The 21,031-nt window shown below is 53.0% G+C and carries 17 protein-coding genes and 1 pseudogene; 9 read left to right on the forward strand and 9 right to left on the reverse strand.

Annotated elements, in window-relative coordinates; all coding sequences use genetic code 11:
* Nucleotides 1–29: 29 nt before the first annotated feature.
* Complete coding sequence (locus AC3ZVB_RS03100; RefSeq protein WP_490145753.1) at nucleotides 30–1,463, reverse strand: aminotransferase-like domain-containing protein; 1,434 nt, start codon at nucleotides 1,461–1,463, stop codon at nucleotides 30–32.
* 179 nt (nucleotides 1,464–1,642) lie between these two features.
* Between AC3ZVB_RS03100 and AC3ZVB_RS03105 the strand changes: the two genes are divergently transcribed.
* Nucleotides 1,643–1,888 (forward strand): DUF1127 domain-containing protein, encoded by a 246-nt coding sequence (locus AC3ZVB_RS03105; RefSeq protein WP_162436668.1) that lies wholly within the window; start codon nucleotides 1,643–1,645, stop codon nucleotides 1,886–1,888.
* 142 nt (nucleotides 1,889–2,030) lie between these two features.
* Here AC3ZVB_RS03105 and AC3ZVB_RS03110 read toward each other — a convergent pair whose 3' ends face one another.
* On the reverse strand, nucleotides 2,031–3,344 hold the full coding sequence (locus AC3ZVB_RS03110; RefSeq protein WP_490145754.1) for an NAD(P)/FAD-dependent oxidoreductase: 1,314 nt from the start codon (nucleotides 3,342–3,344) through the stop codon (nucleotides 2,031–2,033).
* Nucleotides 3,345–3,491: 147 nt separating this feature from the next.
* On the opposite strand from AC3ZVB_RS03110, the gene AC3ZVB_RS03115 reads away from it, so the two are divergent.
* Nucleotides 3,492–3,845 carry a YkgJ family cysteine cluster protein gene (locus AC3ZVB_RS03115; protein WP_007947437.1) on the forward strand — a complete coding sequence of 118 codons (354 nt, stop codon included), beginning with the start codon at nucleotides 3,492–3,494 and terminating at the stop codon, nucleotides 3,843–3,845.
* 108 nt (nucleotides 3,846–3,953) lie between these two features.
* On the opposite strand, the gene AC3ZVB_RS03120 is transcribed toward AC3ZVB_RS03115, so the two are convergent.
* The gene (locus tag AC3ZVB_RS03120) at nucleotides 3,954–4,442 is read right to left on the reverse strand and encodes an Lrp/AsnC ligand binding domain-containing protein (protein ID WP_003177284.1); all 489 of its coding nucleotides are present in this window, start codon (nucleotides 4,440–4,442) and stop codon (nucleotides 3,954–3,956) included.
* 156 nt (nucleotides 4,443–4,598) lie between these two features.
* On the opposite strand from AC3ZVB_RS03120, the gene dadA reads away from it, so the two are divergent.
* From dadA to ltrA, 6 genes and pseudogenes are all read left to right on the forward strand, one after another.
* The gene (dadA, locus tag AC3ZVB_RS03125) at nucleotides 4,599–5,903 is read left to right on the forward strand and encodes a D-amino acid dehydrogenase (protein WP_162436670.1); all 1,305 of its coding nucleotides are present in this window, start codon (nucleotides 4,599–4,601) and stop codon (nucleotides 5,901–5,903) included.
* The gene (locus AC3ZVB_RS03130) at nucleotides 5,875–6,228 is read left to right on the forward strand and encodes a RidA family protein (RefSeq protein ID WP_162436671.1); all 354 of its coding nucleotides are present in this window, start codon (nucleotides 5,875–5,877) and stop codon (nucleotides 6,226–6,228) included. The genes dadA and AC3ZVB_RS03130 overlap by 29 nt, the downstream gene beginning before the upstream one ends.
* Nucleotides 6,229–6,317: 89 nt before the next feature.
* Entirely contained in the window at nucleotides 6,318–7,391 is a 1,074-nt protein-coding gene (gene alr, locus AC3ZVB_RS03135) for an alanine racemase (protein ID WP_490145755.1), read from the forward strand.
* 126 nt (nucleotides 7,392–7,517) lie between these two features.
* Nucleotides 7,518–8,066 carry a cupin domain-containing protein gene (locus AC3ZVB_RS03140; protein ID WP_064680419.1) on the forward strand — a complete coding sequence of 183 codons (549 nt, stop codon included), beginning with the start codon at nucleotides 7,518–7,520 and terminating at the stop codon, nucleotides 8,064–8,066.
* A gap of 182 nt (nucleotides 8,067–8,248) precedes the next feature.
* Entirely contained in the window at nucleotides 8,249–8,662 is a 414-nt protein-coding gene (locus AC3ZVB_RS03145; protein WP_162436673.1) for a c-type cytochrome, read from the forward strand.
* A 122-nt stretch (nucleotides 8,663–8,784) separates the two neighbouring features.
* Nucleotides 8,785–9,870 (forward strand): annotated as a pseudogene (ltrA, locus tag AC3ZVB_RS03150) (group II intron reverse transcriptase/maturase); the annotation flags it as partial.
* Between the two features lie 143 nt (nucleotides 9,871–10,013).
* Here the strand turns inward: ltrA and AC3ZVB_RS03155 are convergent.
* From AC3ZVB_RS03155 to lanM, 4 genes are read right to left on the reverse strand one after another with little or no spacing between them, the layout of a single operon-like run.
* The gene (locus AC3ZVB_RS03155; protein ID WP_490145756.1) at nucleotides 10,014–10,739 is read right to left on the reverse strand and encodes an AAA family ATPase; all 726 of its coding nucleotides are present in this window, start codon (nucleotides 10,737–10,739) and stop codon (nucleotides 10,014–10,016) included.
* Nucleotides 10,732–11,619 carry a 6TM ABC transporter family protein gene (locus tag AC3ZVB_RS03160; protein ID WP_490145757.1) on the reverse strand — a complete coding sequence of 296 codons (888 nt, stop codon included), beginning with the start codon at nucleotides 11,617–11,619 and terminating at the stop codon, nucleotides 10,732–10,734. The genes AC3ZVB_RS03155 and AC3ZVB_RS03160 overlap by 8 nt, the downstream gene beginning before the upstream one ends.
* On the reverse strand, nucleotides 11,600–12,481 hold the full coding sequence (locus tag AC3ZVB_RS03165; protein ID WP_490145758.1) for an ABC transporter transmembrane domain-containing protein: 882 nt from the start codon (nucleotides 12,479–12,481) through the stop codon (nucleotides 11,600–11,602). The genes AC3ZVB_RS03160 and AC3ZVB_RS03165 overlap by 20 nt, the downstream gene beginning before the upstream one ends.
* Nucleotides 12,478–15,414 carry a type 2 lanthipeptide synthetase LanM gene (lanM, locus tag AC3ZVB_RS03170; protein ID WP_490145759.1) on the reverse strand — a complete coding sequence of 979 codons (2,937 nt, stop codon included), beginning with the start codon at nucleotides 15,412–15,414 and terminating at the stop codon, nucleotides 12,478–12,480. Before lanM ends, AC3ZVB_RS03165 begins: the two co-directional genes overlap by 4 nt.
* A gap of 820 nt (nucleotides 15,415–16,234) precedes the next feature.
* On the opposite strand from lanM, the gene AC3ZVB_RS03175 reads away from it, so the two are divergent.
* Nucleotides 16,235–18,157 carry an acetyl-CoA hydrolase/transferase C-terminal domain-containing protein gene (locus tag AC3ZVB_RS03175; RefSeq protein ID WP_490145760.1) on the forward strand — a complete coding sequence of 641 codons (1,923 nt, stop codon included), beginning with the start codon at nucleotides 16,235–16,237 and terminating at the stop codon, nucleotides 18,155–18,157.
* 129 nt (nucleotides 18,158–18,286) lie between these two features.
* On the opposite strand, the gene AC3ZVB_RS03180 is transcribed toward AC3ZVB_RS03175, so the two are convergent.
* Together AC3ZVB_RS03180 and rep are read right to left on the reverse strand one after the other, a co-directional pair.
* Complete coding sequence (locus AC3ZVB_RS03180; RefSeq protein ID WP_150745167.1) at nucleotides 18,287–18,859, reverse strand: xanthine phosphoribosyltransferase; 573 nt, start codon at nucleotides 18,857–18,859, stop codon at nucleotides 18,287–18,289.
* 69 nt (nucleotides 18,860–18,928) lie between these two features.
* On the reverse strand, nucleotides 18,929–20,938 hold the full coding sequence (gene rep / locus AC3ZVB_RS03185; protein ID WP_123367140.1) for a DNA helicase Rep: 2,010 nt from the start codon (nucleotides 20,936–20,938) through the stop codon (nucleotides 18,929–18,931).
* Nucleotides 20,939–21,031: the final 93 nt, after the last annotated feature.

Consider the following 21,031-nt stretch of genomic DNA (forward strand, 5'->3'; position numbering starts at 1 on the left):
GCATATGGACGCTGGTTTCCGGATAAAGGTCAGTCGTTGTTGCCGCCAGTTTCTGCCAGCAGCTTGATGGCCGCCGCGCCCACCTTGCGAACAGCTTCTTCGATCAGGGGTGTCGGTTTGGCAGCGTAGTTCATCCGCAGGCAATTGCGGTATTTGCCCGAGGCGGAAAAAATGCTTCCGACGGCAATCTGTACGCCTTCATCGTGCAGCGCGCGATTCAGTTTCAGGGTGTCGAACCCCTCCGGCAATTCGACCCAGAGCATGAAGCTGCCCTGGGGCCGACTGGCGCGAGTACCGGCCGGGAAATAGCGTGTGACCCAGTCAATCATCAAGTCGCGATTGCGTTGATATTGTGTGCGCATCCGCCGCAAATGCGGCTCGAAGTGTCCTGCCTTGAGGAATTCTGCTATCGCGATTTGCGGCTGCGGAGCCGTTGAACCGGTGCTGATGTATTTCATGTGCAGCACGCGTTCCAGATAGCGGCCCGGGGCCACCCAGCCGATGCGCAATCCGGGCGCCAGGGTTTTTGAAAACGAACTGCACAGCAGGACGCGGCCGTCTTCGTCGAAGGATTTGATCGTGCGCGGACGTGGATAGGTGTAGGCCAGTTCGCCATACACATCGTCCTCGATGATTGCCACGTCGAAACGCTGTGCGAGGGACAACAACGCCCGTTTGCGGGACTCCGGCATGATGTAGCCCAGCGGGTTGTTGCAGTTGGGGGTCAGCTGTATGACCTTGATCGGCCATTGTTCCAACGCCAGTTCGAGCGCATCGAGGCTGATCCCGGTAAGCGGATCCGTGGGAATCTCCAGGGCCTTCATGCCCAGACCCTTGAGGGTTTGCATGGCGCCATGAAAGCTCGGCGAATCCACCGCCACGATGTCACCCGGCTCGCAAATCGCGCGAATGCTGGTGGACAGGGCTTCGTGGCAGCCAGTTGTCACTACCAGCTCGGCGGCGCTTAACTGGCAGCCGGAGTCGAGCATCAAGCGTGCAATCTGCTCGCGCAATTCGAGCGTGCCGTGAATGTTGTCGTAGTACAGGCCGGGCATGTCCTGCCGACGGCTGATTCGGGCGAGGCTGCGCAGCAAGGGTTTCATGGTCGGGGTGGTGATATCGGGCATGCCCCGGCCCAGTTGCACCACATCCTTTCGCGGTACTGCGCGAATGAGCTCCAGCACCTGATCCCACTGGGAGATATCCACCGGGCGCTGAGCAGTTCGGCCAATCGCCGGCAGCTCCGGCAGGTCACGACTGACTGGGACGAAGTAGCCGGATTTGGGTTTGGGCATTGCCAATCCGCTGTCTTCCAGCACCCGATAGGCTTGCTGCACCGTGCTCAAGCTCACGCCGTGCTCGACACTCAATGCCCGCACCGACGGCAGCCGGTCACCGGGGCGATAGAAGCCCTGTTCAATACGCGTGCCGAGCAATTCGGCGAGGTTGACGTAAAGGGTCATGGCGCAGTCTCGGTGTGGGTGATTCGGTTAACCAGTACAGATGAGACGAAAATATTGGATTCAGACGCTTAAATGCGAAATCTGTATGGAGTTAATACAGAGTCGCTGAATCTGTATTGCTTTTCGCCTCCCGCGCATCATGAAAGCTCTGGCTACCCAAGTAAACAGGAGCAATCAAAATGAACGGCTTGAGCGATGTGCGGCTGACGTTACACAGTCAGGAACTGGCGGCAGGGCAAAAAAACGGCACGCGCGAGGCGATGTTGCGCAATGCGCCGTCCTGCCTGAGTCGCTGGGACTTGTTCTGGCACCGTTTGCACACGCGCAAGGCGTTGCTGGACTTGACGCCGGAGCAGTTGAAGGATGTCGGGCTGAGTCGGGAGCAGGCGCGGGAGGAGGGGCTTAAACCCTTCTGGCGGATCTGAGTTTTGTGCTGTTCTTCCGATCGCCATCGCGGGCAAGCCCGCTCCCACAAGAATTTGCGGCGTACACATATTATGTGAACAGCTCTGAAGCTGTGGGAGCGGGCTTGCCCGCGATGAGGCCGGTAAGTCTGCAGCTAACCAATCAAACCAACTCTTTAAGTCGATGCCACATCATTCCCAGCGCCAACAACGGTGAGCGCAAATGCTTACCGCCCGGGAACGTGATATGCGGCACCTTGGCAAACAGATCGAACCCACCACCCTGTTGACCACTGATCGCCTCAGCCAACAACTTACCCGCCAGGTGCGTGGCATTCACTCCATGCCCCGAGTAAGCCTGGGCGTAATACACATTCGGCTGCTCCTTGAGCCTGCCGATCTGCGGCAGGCGGTTGGCGCCGATGCCAATCATGCCCCCCCATTGAAAGTCGATCTTCACATCGCCCAATTGTGGAAACACCTCGAGCATCTTCGGTCGCATGTACGCGGCGATGTCCTTCGGATCGCGTCCTGAATAGTGGCAGGCGCCGCCAAACAGCAAGCGCCTGTCCGCCGAGAGTCGGTAGTAATCCAGCGCCACCCGCTGATCACACACCGCCATGTTTTGCGGCAGCAGCGCATGGGCCTGTGCTTCGCTCAAGGGTTCAGTGGCGATGATGTAGCTACCGGCGGGCAGCACTTTGCCGCTGAGATCGGGATTCAAATCATTGAGGTAGGCATTGCAGCCCAGCACTAGCGTTTTGGCGCGGACTGAGCCGTGGGCGGTATGGACCTTCACTTCCGGACCGTACTCGATGCGTGTCACCGTCGATTGCTCGAACAGCTTCACTCCGAGTTGCTGTGCGGCCGCCGCTTCGCCAAGCGCCAGATTGAGTGGATGCAAATGCCCGGAGCCCATGTCGATCAGGCCGCCGACGTAGCGGTCCGACCCTACCACCGAGTGCATTTCATTGGCTTGCAGCAGGCGGGTTTCGTAGCGATAGCCGAGGCTGCGCAATTCCGCGGCGTCTTCAGCGAAACCTTCCAGATCACCTGGCTTGTTCGCCAGATCGCAATAGCCCCAGGTCAGGTCACACGGAATCTGGAAGCGCTCGACGCGTTGACGGACGATTTCCACGGCTTCCAGCCCCATGAGCTTCATCTGGCGCACACCGTCCGCGCCGATCACGTTGGTAAATTGATCGAGGCCGTGGCCGACGCCGCGAATCAATTGCCCACCGTTGCGTCCGCTGGCACCCCAGCCAATCTTGCGGGCTTCAAGCAGCACCACATTGAAGCCCCGATCAGCCAGTTCAAGCGCGGTGTTCAACCCGGAAAACCCGCCGCCGACCACGCACACATCGGTGACCACTTCGCCTTCGAGCATCGGTAGATCAGGCTGCGGCAGGCTGCTGGCGACGTAGTAAGAGGCCGTGTGCTGATGGCCAGGAGCAGGTTGCTGGGCACGGGCATTCATGTGCGTGTTCCTGATTCTTGTGTTTGGAAAATTTGACGGAGCATAAGCCGGACCTTCAAGCACGGGCAACACTGGTCGGTTGCTGCTGTCTGGATCGGGGTTTTTGCGTCAGAATTGCGCTCTATTTCGCAATCGGTCATCGCTTCGATGAGCTGCAACAGTCAGAAAATTCGCACCCTGCGACAGCAGATACCCTCTTTCGAGTGCGTGCCCGGCTGTCATGATTGCTGCGGTCCGGTGACTACTTCGCCGGAAGAAATGTCCCGCCTGCCGCGCAAGACCCGTGCGGAGCAGGATGCGGCGATGGATGAGCTCAACTGTGTGCACCTCGGTCCGAATGGCTGCACGGTGTATGACGAGCGTCCGTTGATTTGCCGACTGTTTGGTACTACCAAAACCTTGCCGTGCCCCAATGGGCGCGGGCCGGTGGAGCTGATTCATCCGCGGGTCGAGAAGCAGATTCATGAATACATGGCTTCTACGCGCCAAGTACTGGTTTAGGCGTTGCCAGCTAAAAGATCGCAGCCTTCGGCAGCTCCTACAGGTGTACGCGTTTCTCTGTAGGAGCTGCCGAAGGCTGCGATCTTTTGATCTTTTGACCTGCTGTATTCAATCCGGAATCGGCAAACTCAAGCTCTCTTTAACCTCTTCCATCACGATATAACTCTTGGACTCGCGCACATGCGGCAGTTTGAGCAGGATGTCGCCCAGCAATTTGCGGTACGAGGCCATTTCGGAAATTCGCGCCTTCACCAGATAGTCGAAATCCCCTGACACCAGGTGGCACTCCAATACGTGGGGCAGCTTCAGCACCGCACGCCGGAATTCTTCGAACGTATCGCCGGATTTGTAATCGAGGCTGATCTCTACGAACACCAGAAGACTCCCCTTGAGGTGTTGCGGATTAAGTCGGGCGTTGTAGCCCATGATGATCCCTTCGCGCTCCAGCCGCCGGACCCGCTCGGTGCAGGGCGTGGTCGAGAGCCCGACCTTTTCCCCAAGCTCCGTAAACGAGATGCGTCCGTCCGCTTGCAGGATCCGCAGGATGTTGCGATCTATCTTGTCCAGCTCACGTTTGGTCTGAGTGTTGGTACGCATAGGGGATGCGCCTCCGTGAAAAGGGTTTTTGCCGAGAATTGTCGCCAAATATAGGCACTTATATAGTGAAATGCACTGCCTAAACTTTTTTACACTGCGCACATCAATGCTGAATACAACAAACGTCAGCGGTAAACCGCGATGAGGGATATGAAAATGCGCGTTATGGTCTTGGGTAGCGGCGTCATCGGTACAGCCAGTGCTTATTATCTGGCCCGTGCCGGGTTTGAAGTGGTGGTGGTGGACCGTCAGCCGGCCGCTGCGATGGAGACCAGTTTCGCCAACGCCGGGCAGGTATCGCCAGGTTATGCCTCGCCGTGGGCTGCACCGGGCGTTCCGCTCAAGGCCATCAAGTGGCTGTTGGAGCGTCACGCACCGCTGGCGATCAAAGCCACCGCCGACATCGATCAGTACCTGTGGATGGCGCAAATGCTGCGCAACTGCACCGCCAGCCGTTACGCGGTGAACAAGGAGCGCATGGTTCGCCTGTCCGAGTACAGCCGTGACTGCCTCGACGAATTGCGCGCCGAAACCGGCATCGCCTACGAAGGCCGCAGCCTCGGTACGACCCAACTGTTCCGCACCCAGGCCCAGCTCGATGGCGCCGCAAAAGACATCGCCGTGTTGAAAGAGTCCGGCGTGCCGTTCGAATTGCTCGATCGCGCCGGTATTGCTCGGGTCGAACCGGCCCTGGCCAGCGTCACCGACATCCTTGCCGGTGCACTGCGCCTGCCGAATGACCAGACCGGCGACTGCCAGATCTTCACCACCCGCCTGGCTGAGATGGCCGTGAAATTGGGTGTGGAATTCCGCTTTGGCCAGGACATCCAGAAGCTCGACTACGCCGGTGATCGCATCAACGGCGTATGGATCGACGGCAAGCTGGAAACTGCTGACCGCTACGTGCTGGCCCTCGGCAGCTACTCGCCACAACTGCTCAAGCCGCTGGGCATCAAAGCCCCGGTGTATCCGCTCAAGGGTTACTCCCTGACCGTGCCGATCACCAACCCGGCGATGGCCCCGACCTCGACCATTCTCGACGAGACCTACAAGGTCGCGATCACCCGTTTCGACAACCGCATCCGCGTGGGCGGCATGGCTGAAATAGCCGGTTTTGACCTGTCGCTGAACCCGCGTCGACGCGAAACCCTGGAGATGATCGTCAACGACCTCTATCCTCAGGGCGGTGATCTGGCCCAGGCGAGCTTCTGGACCGGCCTGCGTCCAACCACACCGGACGGAACGCCAATCGTGGGTGCCACCCCGTTCAGCAATCTGTTCTTGAACACCGGTCACGGCACGCTTGGCTGGACCATGGCGTGTGGTTCCGGTCGCTTGTTGGCCGACCTGATGGCAAAGAAAACGCCGCAGATCAGCGCCGAAGGCCTCGATATTTCCCGTTACGGCAAAAAAATTCAGGAGTCCGCAAAACATGGCAATCCAGCGCCAGCTCACCAATGAGCGCATGAGTCAGATCGTCGCTCATAACGGCACCGTGTATCTGTCGGGGCAGGTCGGCGACGATTTAAACGCCGGGATTGAACAGCAAACCCGTGAAATACTCGCCAACATCGAGCGTCTGCTGGATCTGGCCGGGACCGACAAGGGCCACCTGCTGTCGGTGACGATTTACCTGAAAGACATTGATGCGCACTTCCAGGGCATGAATGCGGTGTGGGACACGTGGCTGCCAAAAGGCGTCGCTCCGGCCCGTGCCACCGTCGAATCGAAGCTGTGCAACCCGCAAATCCTGGTTGAGCTCTCGGTTGTAGCCGCTCTGCCATAAGCAAGATCCCTCTCACGGTGCTACTGGCGGTTTACGCCGTCAGCCAGCACCGGTTTTTTATTCCATTGACCGACCAGAAGTCTGCCGCCATGCGACCTGCCCGTGCCCTGATCGACCTTCAAGCCCTGCGTCACAATTACCAGATTGCCCGCGAAATCACCGGGGCCAAGGCCCTTGCCGTGATCAAAGCCGATGCCTACGGTCATGGCGCGGTGCGTTGTGCCCAGGCGTTGGAGGCCGAGGCGGACGGGTTTGCCGTGGCCTGTATCGAAGAAGCGCTCGAACTGCGTGCTGCGGGTATTCGTGCCCCGGTGTTGCTGCTGGAAGGTTTTTTCGAGGCTGATGAGCTGGCGTTGATCGTCGAGCATGATTTCTGGTGTGTCGTGCATTCGTTGTGGCAGCTTGAAGCCATCGAAAAAGCGGCACTGGGCAAGCCCATCACCGTCTGGCTCAAGCTTGATTCGGGCATGCACCGGGTCGGCCTGCATCCGGCGGATTATCAGGCGGCGTATCAACGGCTCCTGGCCAGTGGCAAAGTCGCGAAGATTGTCCTGATGAGCCACTTCGCCCGTGCCGATGAGTTGCACGATCAAAGCAGCGCTGATCAGGTCGCTGTATTTGAAGCCGCGCGCAAAGGGTTGTCGGCCGAAATCAGCTTGCGTAACTCGCCGGCGGTGATGGGTTGGCCTCAGGTGCCAAGCGATTGGGTACGCCCCGGCATCATGCTCTACGGAGCGACGCCGTTCGAAGAAGCCAACACCGTAGCTTCGCGCCTGCAACCGGTCATGACGCTCGAATCCAAGGTGATCTGCGTACGTGAGCTTCCCGCTGGCGAACCGATTGGTTACGGCGCCAAATTCATCACGCCAAAACCGATGCGTGTGGGCGTGGTTGCGATGGGTTATGCCGATGGTTATCCACGTCAGGCGCCCACCGGCACGCCGGTGATGGTTGCCGGGCAGCGCAGCCAATTGATCGGCCGGGTTTCGATGGACATGCTGTGCATCGATTTGACCGATGTGCCGCAAGCCGGGCTGGGTTCGACTGTCGAGTTGTGGGGGAAAAATATCCTCGCCAGTGAAGTGGCCTCAGCCGCCGACACTATTCCTTACCAGATATTCTGCAACCTGCGCCGAGTGCCGAAGCTCTATTCCGCGGTTTAAAGCGCCAACAGGCCTGCCAGGAATGACGTCGTCGAACCGGATTCAGGACCAAGTGTTGTAAATACTGAACGCTGTCGCCATGATAACGCTCAATATTTCAACAACCTGAATTCTGGAGGCGCAAGCTTGGACGTCGGTGAACGACTGCAATCTATCCGAAAGCTCAAAGGCCTTTCCCAGCGTGAGCTCGCCAAACGTGCGGGCGTCACTAACAGCACCATTTCGATGATCGAGAAGAACAGCGTCAGCCCCTCGATCAGTTCGCTGAGGAAAGTACTGGGCGGAATTCCCATGTCCATGGTCGAGTTCTTTTCCGAAGAAATCCTGCAGGAAAAACCGACTCAGATCGTTTACAAAGCCAACGAGCTGATCGATATCTCCGATGGGGCAGTGACCATGAAACTCGTCGGCCGGGCTCACCCGAGTCGCGCCATCGCCTTCCTTAATGAAATCTATCCACCAGGCGCCGATACCGGTGAAGAGATGCTCACCCATGAGGGCGAGGAAACCGGAATTTTGCTGGAGGGGCGGCTGGAACTGGTGGTCGGGCTTGAAACTTTTGTGCTCGAAGCTGGCGACAGCTACTACTTTGAAAGTACCAAGCCGCACCGTTTCCGTAATCCGTTCGATGCGCCGGCGCGACTAATCAGCGCAGCGACGCCCGCAAACTTTTAAGAGAAGAGGCGCCCTGCCAGCATCGCAGAGGCGCCCGAACTGTTTTAACGCCGTGCGACAAGACCCCTTCGACTTTGGGGTTGTTTCAGTGTGACGGGCTTACCGTTATACTTGCGCCCGCCTGCGAACCGTGGCCGTAGGCGTGACTAGCCACCATTGAGGGTGAACGCGTGAATCTAATTATGAAAATGCTGGCTGCACCAGCAACTGTATTGGCCCTATGGGCTGTCAGCGCTCAAGCTGCGACCTCCGACGATATTGCCAAGCGCCTTGCGCCAGTTGGCCAGGTCTGTGTAGCAGGTCAAGAATGTAAGGGTATGGAAGTTGCGGTTTCTGCCGGCGGCGGTGATGCCAAGACCCCTGACTCGATCATTGCAAAGCATTGCAACGCTTGCCACGGCACCGGCCTGCTGGGCGCGCCAAAAATTGGTGACACTGCAGCGTGGAAAGAACGTGCTGATCACCAGGGCGGCCTCGACGGTATCCTGGCCAAAGCGATCACCGGGATCAATGCAATGCCGCCAAAAGGCACCTGTGCCGATTGCTCGGATGCGGATCTCAAAGGCGCCATCGAGAAAATGTCCGGCTTGAAATAAGCGTTCATTTTTCAGCAAAAAGCCGCTTTCGAGCGGTTTTTTTGTGGTGCGCCAGGCATGGCGCGTTGCGCGCAAGCGCAACCAGCCGGCTGTGGTGGCCTCGCTGGTGACTTGGAGGTGTCGGCGAGTACCACCCACAAGGTGTACGTGCCGTCGACATCCCCAAGCCCGTGGCACAAAGCAGCTGGGCATTCCCAGCGTCGTGGACCGCTTGATCCAACAGGCACTGCTGCAACAGCTCACGCCGATCTTCGACCCGCTGTTCTCGGACCACAGCTACAGTTTCTGTCCGGGTAGAAGCGCTCACCAAGCCATCGAAACCGCTCGCAGCCATGTGGCGGCGGGTCACCGTTGGTGCGTGGAACTTGATCTCGAGAAGTTCTTTGATCGGGTCAACCACGATATCCTGATGGCCTAGGTGGCGCGTCAAATCGAAGACAGGTGTGTGCTCACGCTATCCGTCGTTACCTCGAAGCGGGAACGATGTCGGGCGGACTTGTCAGCCGCCGGCAGGAAGGGACGCCGCAAGGCGGCCCGCTCTCGCCGTTGCTGTCGAACATCCTGCTCAACGAACTCGACCGTGAGCTGGAACGGCGGGGTCATCACTTCGTGCGTTGTGTCGATGACGCGAACATTTATGTGCGCAGCCATCGTGCTGGCGAGCGAGTGATGGCCGGCGTGGAGCGGTTCCTGAACCAGCGCCTTAAATTGACGTTGAACCGGGACAAGAGCCGGGTATCCGGATCTTGGATGTGCGATTACCTGGGTGACGGGATGAGCTGGCATCAGCAGCCGAGGCTAAGAGTAGCGACGACGAGTCTAGGACGCTTGCGCGACCGGGTTAGAGAACTGCTGCGCGGAGCGCATGGCTGTAAGATGGCGAGCGTCATCGAGCGGACTAAGCCTGTACTGCGCGGTTGGCCTGGTTACTTCAATCTCAGACAGAGCAAACGACCTCTTAAGGAGTTGGACGACTGGATCCGTCACAGGCTCCGCTGCATCCTCTGGCGCCAATGGAAGCAGCCCTCAATCAGGGCGCGTAACCGATGCGTCTGAGGATCGACGAAGCACGCGCTCGTAGATCGGCGTCCAATGGGCAGGGCCCGGGAGCGTCACATATGAATCAGGCGTTGGCGAAGAAGCTGTGGGATCGGCTAGGGCTGGTCTCTATACTGGATACGATAAACCGACTTAACCGCATAACCTGAACCGCCGTATACGGAGCCGTACGTACGGTGGTTTGAGAAGACGGCGGCTGTGAAGCCGCCTCCTACTCGATTTGCGATTTACCGCGCGAGACAGTTCATTGCAGCAAAGGGCCGGCAAACAAAATTACGGTGCTGAAATAAATTTATGTGTCAGTAACCATTTTTTTTAGATAACTCCCAGATGAATTCAATACGGCCTTATAAACGCTGTAGGCAACCGTGTCTTCAGGGATTGTTTTTTCCAACTTGCCCTCTGTAATCTGGAGTAGTTCAGAATCTGGAGTTGACATTATGAGAGGCGAGTGTGTTGCTATAATAAATTGAGCGCCTTGGCGAGCTAGTTCAGTTATACGAACTATAAAGTTCAATTGCCTCTGGGGCGATAATGATGCCTCTGGCTCATCAAGTATATAAATCCCTTCATTTTTAAAGCGGTTTTCAAAGAGACCTTGCATCGCCTCTCCGTGAGATAAAGTATGTAAGTCGTGACCACCATAAAACGACTTGATTTCTGGTCCAAAGCTCTTTTCTTCGTCTAATCGCCTGATCTCTGTATTCAGGTTATAAAATGTTTCAGCTCTATAGAAAAAAACATCCTTTTCCCGACGATGGCCTTTAGATAGTACTAATTTCTCGTGAAGATCAGAGTGAGTGTCTTCCGTTTTGAAGGCGAAATTTCGCCCCCCTCCTTCTGGGTTGCAACCAAGTTTCAACGCAATGCTTTCAAGGATGGTTGACTTGCCGCTTCCATTCTCACCTACGATAATTGTTAAATTGTTCGTAAACTTTATCGGAAAGAAATTTATTAAATAAGGTAATATTTTCGCGCCTGGCTTTAGACGAATTTCCTGCAAATAAAGATTATTCATGACTGAAAACTCTTTTAATAGATTCATTGACGCCAACTAGAGATAGCATGGTCTCTAGGGAGTGCCTGCATGCCATTGCGAAAATCCCTAGGTATCCAAGATAGTAAATATAGTCTGAGCCGAAAGATTTCGGTGAAATGATTGCCGTAAGTCCAATAATTAACGCCGTACCCACAGCGACTATAGCTTCGGGAACGAAGCATAGTTTAAGGTTTAGTTTTTCATACTCATATCGCGCTGTAGTTGCATTGTTCATATACAGACAGCTGGCAGCTAATTTCGAAGTGATTTTCGGTAGATGCAACTTTCGCAATTGAATTAATTCCAAGATTGATGACTTGTATTGCTCTTCTTTGTTGATCTCGTTTTTGTAGCTTTCTGATACTAACTTGGAAGAGTTTTTTAGATGCTTTGCAGTGAGTATAAAAATCGCTATCAATGGCAAAGAAAAGTAAGGTGTTTCAGTAATAAGTGAATAAAATGTAAATATGACCAATATGCTTGAACCCGATAGGTTGAGAGTGTTTGTTATCGCCGAGGCGATTCGTTCGGCATCTTCTTTGATCATCGTGATCACCCTCCCTTGACTATCGGTATTAACGTTTTTATAGATATAACTTATCAAATCCATACGTATAGATGACTCAAGATAAGTACTTAAACTATTCGCAGCGCCTTGCGCAAAGCCTTTACCAATATACAAAGCACCGAAAATCATAAGCAAGTCTTTAGTTTCGTCAAAATCTTCGATGTTAGAAACTGCAAGCGCAAGTAGGTGTGGAATAGAAAGCTGACAGTATGCGACCAGAGTTAGGCACAATCCAACCAATATGAATAGCGCGAAGTTCTTCTTTAACAAATTATGCATTTTGGTTGCCATTTAAATTTTTCTGTAATCTTGCCCTGCGATACAATGCTTCACTTGTCGCGTAGTAGATGCTGACAAGAGCGATTGTGGGAGAGAGTACTCGCTCGATATATATAGCTGAAGAAATTAGGTCTCCAATAGATAGTGTGCCTTCAATTATGGATATCGAGCCTATTGTAAATAATAGGAAAATACCTATCAGGTATGATAGTCCAGAGCAGAACTCAAGACTTGATACCTTGGCACACGCAATTAGTGAAGATTTTTTGACTATCCCGCATTGTGTTAATTGATGTTCAAATGAGGGGCGAGGTTTTCGTTCTATCGACTCAACAATCGAACTGATGAGTTTAGTGTTATGTTCAACGTACGAAGTATATAGTGTTTGAGTGATATTTCGAAAAGTAAGATGAAAAAATAGCGTGTATAGAATCGCCGCCAAAGGTGCTAGAGCCATAATAGGGCTATAGCTGTATATTATATAAAGTGATAAAAGCATGATTGAAATATTCAGCGTGATGTCGAGGTAGATGTTGTGGTACAGGTATATGGCTCCCTCGACGTCACCATCAATTAGATCAATGACCTCTCCATCGGTATTTTTTTCGCTGTTCAAGTCTACAACGATCTTTTTTATGAGGTGCTCTTTTAATAGTTTCTTTGTGGATAAGGATATTTTTTGCGTGTATATATTTGAGCCCATTCTTAAGCACGGAGTTGCTATTATAAATACGCATGACAGAAAAACAATGAATACATTCACGTCTCCTTTCGCGGAGTAAGAGTTGACTGCCATGCCTATTAAATATGGGGAGGCGATGCTCGAAAGAGCAACGATTATCCCCATAAATACCAATCTCCAGTTTGAAATCATTGTTGTATATAATTCATTTCATGCGCGAGGAATGGGAATTCATATTCTTTGTTGAGAACTCCAATTGATCCAAGTATCGAGCCTACTTTGCCTACCCATAGACCTAAAGGATCAGCTGCTCTCGTTCGCAGTTCCCGAGTGTCTTGCTCCGTCAGGTTTGGTATGTTAGCCCAAATATAAACTCTATGATCAAGTAGAATGTCTGGGCACACCTTCTTTATTATATTTAACAAGCCATATGCTCCATGGCATAGCGAGTCATTTGTTGGTCGATTTCTTATGTGTAAGTTTTCATAAGAGAATAGAATTTCGGCTGGATATTTTTCAAGGAAACTTATCGCTTCGCTGACGTTTTTTGAGGCAAAGTATTTTAACGCAAGATAGTTCCCCGGTAATCCGTGACTCCAGGAAAACTCTCCTTTTTCAGATTTTGATCTTTTTCTGTAGTCGTTCCAGTTTTGAATGTTTACATCAAACTCGGACAACTCCCACTCTAAAAACCCCATAAATGTTGAGTAAATGGATTTGTCTTTTGTAATCGTTTCATTAAAGTAAAATATGGCGTAGGCACATCCCATCACACCGTGAGAAATTCCACTCAAAAGTCCGTCAGCGCGCGTGGTTATTGATTTGTCAAAAGTGGGTATCTTACGACCGTGGTGACTACTAAGCTCTGTCTCTATTTTCGAATATAACGATTTGGCCAGTGCCGCAAATGCTTCATCATTTGTAAGTTCATAAAGCTTAGTAATAACGGCTAGCGTTCCACATGTTCCGGAAAGCAAATCAACTCCCCAAAAATTTTTTTGCCACCAGGTTTCGTCTAAAATATCCTCGATGTATTTCTTGTAATCGGTAAGCAATAATTCTTTTCTGCTATCAGCAAAATAAGAAAGGCTTATATATAATGGGGTAATTGCAGATGAAAGGCCAAAATGGAATCCTCCAAGATGTGATCCTTTGTTTTTTAGTTTTGTATAAATTCTCGCGTATACTTGTTCCATTAGTGAGCGTAGTAAATTTTCTGGGATATGGACCCACTTACTTGCGCTGATGCAACCGTACAATATTCCAGACAAACCGTAATAGAAGTCTTCTCCTAACTCGGAATATTCTATGTATCCACCAGGAGAAGCGTGGAAGCCTAGCCATAATCCATTAATGGACAGTTCATTGCGGAGCTGATTATTGATAAAATCTGTATTTTTGTTTTGCGAAAGCTCGATTTTTTCAAATATTGAATTTAAGTTTTGCTCTTCGAAGCTGTCTAGCGGGTCATTTTCACGGAATTTGTGCTCTGTCAGCTTCTTGTCATGGTCATACATATACCGCATTGCAAGTAATGTGTTGCTGATCAAGCTCACTTCGAACGAGATGCGGGCCGGAGTTATATTTTCTATGTAGCCGATGCTATGCGACAGACCGTCGAGGTAGTCATTGCTATCTAAATACCCCTCCCCAGAATAGCAGGGTTCGATAAAGGTAAGCGTTCCCACATTACCTTGAGCGTATGGAATGTCCAAGTTTAAGCAGGCCTGTATTTCGGAGTCCAAAAAGCCAATAGCCGGTGCGGTGTCGTTGTCTAGTATTTTCTTTAAAAAAGCTTTTCTATTTTCTGAACTGTTCATTAAAGACGCGTGGAGAGAGCATTGAACTGCATAGTGATATGTTGCTGTTGAGCGTGGTACATACCTGCAAGTTAATCCGGATAATGCTTTGATAGATTCAGTAATTAAAAAGCGGTGTTCCTTGAGGGTTCTGAAAAAGCATTCGAAGCCTTCTATTATTTCCTTTTCATATTTCCATGGTGTAGCAGGCTTGTCATTGAAGTAAAGAACGTTTTTCCCAGGCTGAATTTTAACTCCATCCATTCCAAAACTATCATTTCCGTCTTTATCTTCTATATGTTGATATAAGTTTAAGCTGACATACTGCTCTTTAAGGCCGCCAAGGGCACTTAAGTCTACTCCAATTCCGTCAGTCCCTTTCCACGTCCAGTTAGGGAGAATACTGGTCTGCGTCGAATTCCAGCGGACTTCTTTAGGAATGTTTTCTGTACTAAGCACGCTATAGAAAACTGTTTCTAAATCGATAGGAACCGGGCTAGTGCCGTGCGCGATGAGGTTGTCAGACGTGATATCTGATGCAGTAAAAGCAGTGCAGTATCCGAGTAGAAAACCTGCCCTTTGATAATATTTAGCAATGTCTATTTCGCGTTCAACAGGTTTCTGAGGCACATATTCAGTCCAGCCGTGATTATCGCCAATAATATAAAATGGAATAGTCCAGTCGCTGTAGTTAGCTCCTCCTTTATCTGCTAGTGATTTTAATATTTTTGACGCAGAAGATTCGAGTTCAAGGTTTCTAGGTTTGTAGACCAGTCGTTCTTTATTAGAGAAGGTTAAGATGCATACGGTCATAGAGCCGTTATGAGTTTCACCTTCAGATACTTCACATTCTATAATAGAGCTGCCACCCTGCAAGTTGAAGCTGTTAGATAAAATGGGTTTGTCGTTTATAAAATTTTCGACAAGGCGCACACTTTGTGCTGCGAAATTTTCTGATACCCTTTCCAAGAGCCTATCTAGTTCAGGGTAAGCTAGTAAAATATTACGAAGGTATGCAGGCGTCTCTTTAATTAATTTGAAATGCTCCTTCACTGATATAGGGTGCCCAATCGATGATTTTTCTAAGATTTCTCTTTCTGCAAATAATACATTGTTTGACGCTGCGACAATTCTGGATGATAAGTTGTTTAAAAAACCGTTAATTACAACTGTTTTTTCATCCTGACTTATACCGCCTATGTTTTTGAATTTTTCTTCTGTCTTATGAGCGTAATAGGCTAGATAGGGCCAAACAGGGCAGTCGGTACTCAATTTTATTGTTTGTTCTAAAAATTCATCATTTAGAAAATCAATCGGTCGGGCCATGACGTAATTCCTCCATCAAGCGGTGAGTAGTGAGGACGCGGCCGAGATATTCGGCCGCTCCTTTCAATCAATAGCCATAAGTAGCGAGGCAGCATTTATTCCAGCATTGAGTACAGCAGCTTGTACAAGGGCGTGTTCCGCTAGACGCGGCGGTAAGATTGCTGTACGCCTGTATTACCAGTGCGGAAATTGGTTCGCTCAAACTCAGCATATTGTTTCTTGCATTCTGGATAGCGTTTAGATCTATATGCATGATTCACCTCATTACCTTAATGGAGTAGTGGTGTAACTTGATTTTTAGTTCTACAGCGCATACACCCGATGCTTTAATTTGTCGGGATAGTGTTTGTAATAGGTTGTAGGGATATCTTAGGGCCTAAGTTTTATGCATGATAATTCCTCCTTTTTACACGTGATTTTTTTGCATGGCATTTGCGGTGCTGGCAATCAATTAGTATGTCTCTGGCAGGTAAATTTTGATGCCGTGCTTTATCTGTTAACTATTGACGATGCGTATAAATTTAACAATCAGACATGTCTGCTCTTGATTAAGTATCTTGGTGTTTTTCACGTAGGCTGCGATTCCAGTTTTTGTAGGTCCAACTTCGGAAAAGCAAAAAAAATGTAGGAAACTTTTCCGATCTGAATGTGAACATGATTGTTGGTAGGAAAATTTGGTTTTAATTCACTGATAGTGCGAAATGTCCTACCGTGATAGTGATTTGTCGTGTAAGAAATATTACCAAGCCCCCTTTCCATCGCAGCAAAGACGCGGCAAGCTCGGTCCAACCCCAATTCACGGAATGTAAGGGAGGATCAGATGGTGCAGCTGTGTTCTATCGAGCAAGCGGTCGATGATGTCCTGGCGCGGTTGCCGGCACATATCCACATGGGCCTGCCTTTGGGGTTGGGTAAGCCCAACCACTTCGTGAACGCGCTGTATCGGCGCGTCGCGCAACTGCCTGAGCGCCAGCTGACGATCTATACCGCGCTGTGCCTGGGTCGGCCTTCCTTGGGCGACGGCTTGCAGAAGCGTTTCCTTGAACCCTTTATCGAACGGGTTTTCGGGGACTATCCGGAATTGGCATTTCTCCCGGACCTGCAAAAAGACAACTTGCCGCCCAACATTCATATCCAGCAATTCTTCATGCAACCCGGCAGCCTGCTTCACAGTGCATCGGCGCAACAGGACTATGTCAGTAGCAATTACAGCCACGCAGCGCGCGACATCAATGCCGCCGGGTTGAACCTGATCGCCCAGCTGGTGGCCAGCCACAGCGAACACCCTGATCGTCTGAGCCTGAGCTGCAACCCGGATATCACCCTCGACTTGTTTCCGATGATCGCCAAGCGCCGAGACGCCGGAGAGACGATCCTGATGGTAGGCCAGGTGCACAACGACTTGCCCTACATGCCCGGTGACGCAGAAATCGGCATCGATGCATTCGACTTTTTGATCGACGCAAAGGACAGCACCACCCTGTTCTCGACGCCCAACATGCCCGTAGGTTTTCAGGATCACTTCATCGGATTGCATGCCAGCACGCTGGTGCGCGATGGCGGTACCTTGCAGATTGGTATCGGTTCCATGGGGGACGCGCTGACCTCCGCATTGCTGGCGCGGCAAGCCGATAACGACGGTTACAAGGCACTGCTGGCGGATATCAATCTCAGCCAGTGGGCGCAACTTATCGACCGCGAAGGGGGCGTCGAGCCATTCGCCAAAGGGCTGTACGGTTGCAGTGAAATGTTCGTGAACGGCTTGCTGGTATTGGCCGACGCCGGGATCGTACGGCGCAAGGTGTATCCCGACGTACCGACGCAGCAACAGGCCAATGCCGGCACCCTCGATGAGGCCGCACAGAGTGACGGCATCTCGGTGCATGGCGGATTTTTCCTCGGGCCGCGCAGCTTCTACGAGCGTTTGCGTGAATTGCCGCAAAGTAAACGGCTCGAATTCAACATGACCCGCATCAGCTACATCAACGAACTCTACGGCCAGGAAGAACTCAAGCGCTTGCAGCGCCTGGACGCGCGTTTCATCAACACGGTGTTCACCATGACCCTGATGGGCGCCGGTGTAGCCGATCAGCTGGAAGACGGGCGGGTGCTCAGCGGGGTGGGCGGGCAATACAACTTCGTCGCCCAGGGCCATGCGCTGGAAGGGGCGCGGTCGGTGCTGATTCTGCGCAGCTGGCGAGAGGCGGGCGGGGAGGTCAGCTCAAACATTGTTTGGGAATACGGCCATTGCACCATTCCACGGCACCTGCGCGACATCGTGGTCACCGAGTACGGCATCGCTGATCTACGCGGCAAAAACGATGCGGCGGTGATTGAGGCGCTGCTGAACATCAGCGATTCTCGCTTTCAGGCGGACTTGATCGAGCAAGCGCAGAAGGTCGGGAAATTGCCCAAGGATTTCCGCATGGATCCGCGATTCACCGACAACACTGCGCAGCGTTTGCAGGACATTCAGGCACGGCATCCGCAGCTGTTTCCCGAATATCCGCTGGGGTGTGATTTCACCGCGCAGGAACGGGATGTGTTGCGGGCGCTGAACTGGTTGAAGAGCAAGTTCAAGCTCACGGAGATACTGGAACTGGGCAAGGCTGCGCTGGATGCGCCGCCAGCGTCGGAATTTCCCGCGCATCTGGAGCGGATGCAGCTGACGAGTCCGGAGGGGTTGAAAGAGGATCTGTTTCAGCGGCTATTGCTCACCGGCCTTAAAGCCACCGCGCAATAACGCCCATCGCAAAACCAACTGTGGGAGCCAGCCTGCTGGCGATGGCTGTCTGTCAGTCATGAAGAGTGTGACTGACACGATGCCATCGCCAGCAGGCTGGCTCCCACAGGGGTAACGCGCAGTGGCGGATTACTCGATAAACGTCACAACGCCATCTTTCAACGACAGCACCCGGGCCAGGGATTCAACGCGGTAACCCTGCGCATCCAGCTCGGCACGGCCACCCTGGAACGACTTCTCGATCACGATCCCCAAACCGGCCACGGTCGCGCCGGCCTGTTTGATGATCGAGATCAGCGCCTGGGACGCCTTACCGTTGGCCAAAAAGTCATCGATGATCAGTACGCGGTCGCTGCTGGTCAGGTGACGCGGCGAGATCGCTACCGTGCTTTCGGTCTGCTTGGTGAACGAGTACACGGTCGCCGACAGCAGGTTTTCGGTCAGGGTCAGGGACTGATGCTTGCGCGCAAAGATCACCGGCACGCCAAGGTTCAGGCCCGTCATGATGGCCGGAGCAATGCCCGAGGCCTCGATGGTCACGATCTTGGTGATGCCCGAGTCCTTGAACAGCGTGGCGAACTCGTCGCCAATCAGCTTCATCAGGGCCGGGTCGATCTGGTGGTTCAAAAAGGCGTCGACCTTCAGAACCTGATCGGAAAGCACGATGCCTTCTTCGCGAATTTTCTTGTGCAGTGCTTCCATGAAGCTTTCCTCTACTGACGCGGTATGCGCCTAGCTTGTAAAAAGTGTTTGGTTAAAAAGTGCTCAATTCTAGCGCTTTAACATCGCGCGTATATCCGCCAGTGCGGTATTACCGCGAACGGCTTTGACTTCAACTGGCGTGTCGTCGTTGCCTTCCCAGGCCAGGTCGTCCGGCGGCAGTTCATCGAGGAAGCGGCTCGGTGCGCAATCGATGATCTCGCCGTACTGCTTACGCTTGGCCGCGAAGGTGAAGGCCAAAGTCTGACGCGCGCGGGTAATGCCGACGTAGGCCAGGCGGCGTTCTTCTTCGATGGTGTCGGCTTCGATGCTGGAGCGGTGCGGAAGGATTTCCTCCTCCATGCCCATGATGAACACGTAGGGAAATTCAAGGCCCTTGGAGGCGTGCAAGGTCATCATCTGCACACCTTCGGCACCGTCTTCCTCTTCCTGCTGCCGTTCCAGCATGTCGCGCAGCACCAGTTTGCCGATGGCATCCTCGACGGTCATTTCGCCTTCCTCGTCCTTCTCGAGGGTGTTTTTCAACGCCTCGATCAGGAACCAGACGTTACCCATGCGGTAATCGGCGGCCTTGTCGCTGGAACTGTTGGTGCGCAGCCAGTTCTCGTAGTCGATGTCCATGACCATGCTGCGCAGCGCGGAGATCGGGTCTTCGCCCGCACACTGCTCGCGGACTTTGTCCATGAAGCGTTTGAATCGCGACAGGCGATCGGTGAAACGGGTGTCCAGATGCTCGCCCAGGCCGATTTCATCGGTGGCGGCGTACATCGAGATCTTTCGCTCGGTGGCGTAGTTACCCAGCTTCTCCAGCGTGGTCGAACCGATTTCCCGGCGCGGGACGTTGATCACCCGCAAGAAGGCGTTGTCGTCGTCCGGGTTCACGATCAGGCGGAAGTAGGCCATCAGGTCTTTCACTTCCTGACGTCCGAAGAAGCTGTTGCCGCCAGACAGACGATAGGGAATCTGGTGGTGCTGCAGCTTCAGTTCGATCAACTTGGCCTGGTAGTTACCGCGGTACAGGATCGCAAAGTCGCTGTACGGCCGGTCGGTGCGCAAGTGCAGGGTCAACAGCTCAACGGCCACACGCTCGGCTTCGGCGTCTTCGTTGCGGCAACGGATCACGCGGATTTCATCGCCGTGACCCATCTCGCTCCACAGCTGCTTTTCGAATTCGTGCGGGTTATTGGAGATCAGCACGTTCGCGCAACGCAGGATGCGGCTGGTGGAGCGATAGTTCTGCTCCAGCATTACCACTTTCAGGGACGGGTAATCGTCCTTGAGCAGCATCAGGTTTTCCGGGCGCGCGCCACGCCAGGCATAAATCGACTGGTCATCGTCGCCCACCACGGTGAACTGGTTGCGCGTGCCGATCAGCAGTTTCACCAGCAAATACTGGCTGGCGTTGGTGTCCTGGTATTCGTCCACCAGCAGGTAGCGGACCTTGTTCTGCCACTTTTCGAGAATGTCGGCGTGTTCCTGGAACAGCTTTACCGGCAGCAGGATCAGGTCGTCGAAGTCCACCGCGTTGAACGCCTTGAGCGTGCGCTGATAGTGGGTATAGACGATGGCGGCGGTCTGCTCCTTGGGATTGCGCGCGTTTTCCAGGGCTTCGGGCGGCAGGATCAGGTCGTTTTTCCACGAGCCGATCATGTTCTTGATCTCGTCGACGCCGTCGTCGCCCGAGTATTCCTTCTGCATGATGTCGGTCATCAAGGCTTTGACGTCGGTCTCGTCAAAGATCGAAAAACCCGGCTTGTAGCCCAGGCGAACGTGTTCCTTGCGGATGATGTTCAAGCCCAGGTTGTGGAAGGTACACACCGTCAGGCCGCGGCCTTCGCCGCCCTTGAGCAGGGTGCCGACCCGTTCCTTCATCTCGCGCGCGGCCTTGTTGGTAAAGGTCATGGCGACGATGTACTGGGCGCGAATGCCGCAGTTCTGGATCAAATGCGCGATTTTGCGCGTGATCACACTCGTCTTGCCGGAGCCTGCGCCGGCGAGCACCAAAAGAGGGCCGCCGACGTAGCTCACGGCTTCTTGCTGCCGGGGATTGAGTCGGGACATACGGAATCAGGGAGTCGTTTGCGAAATGGGCCGGCATTTTAACAGGCTCAGCGAATTGTGCTGCTCTCTCCGACTTGTGACGTAACACGCGAT

The sequence above is a fragment of the Pseudomonas sp. MDV22-iso1 genome (assembly GCF_058145095.1).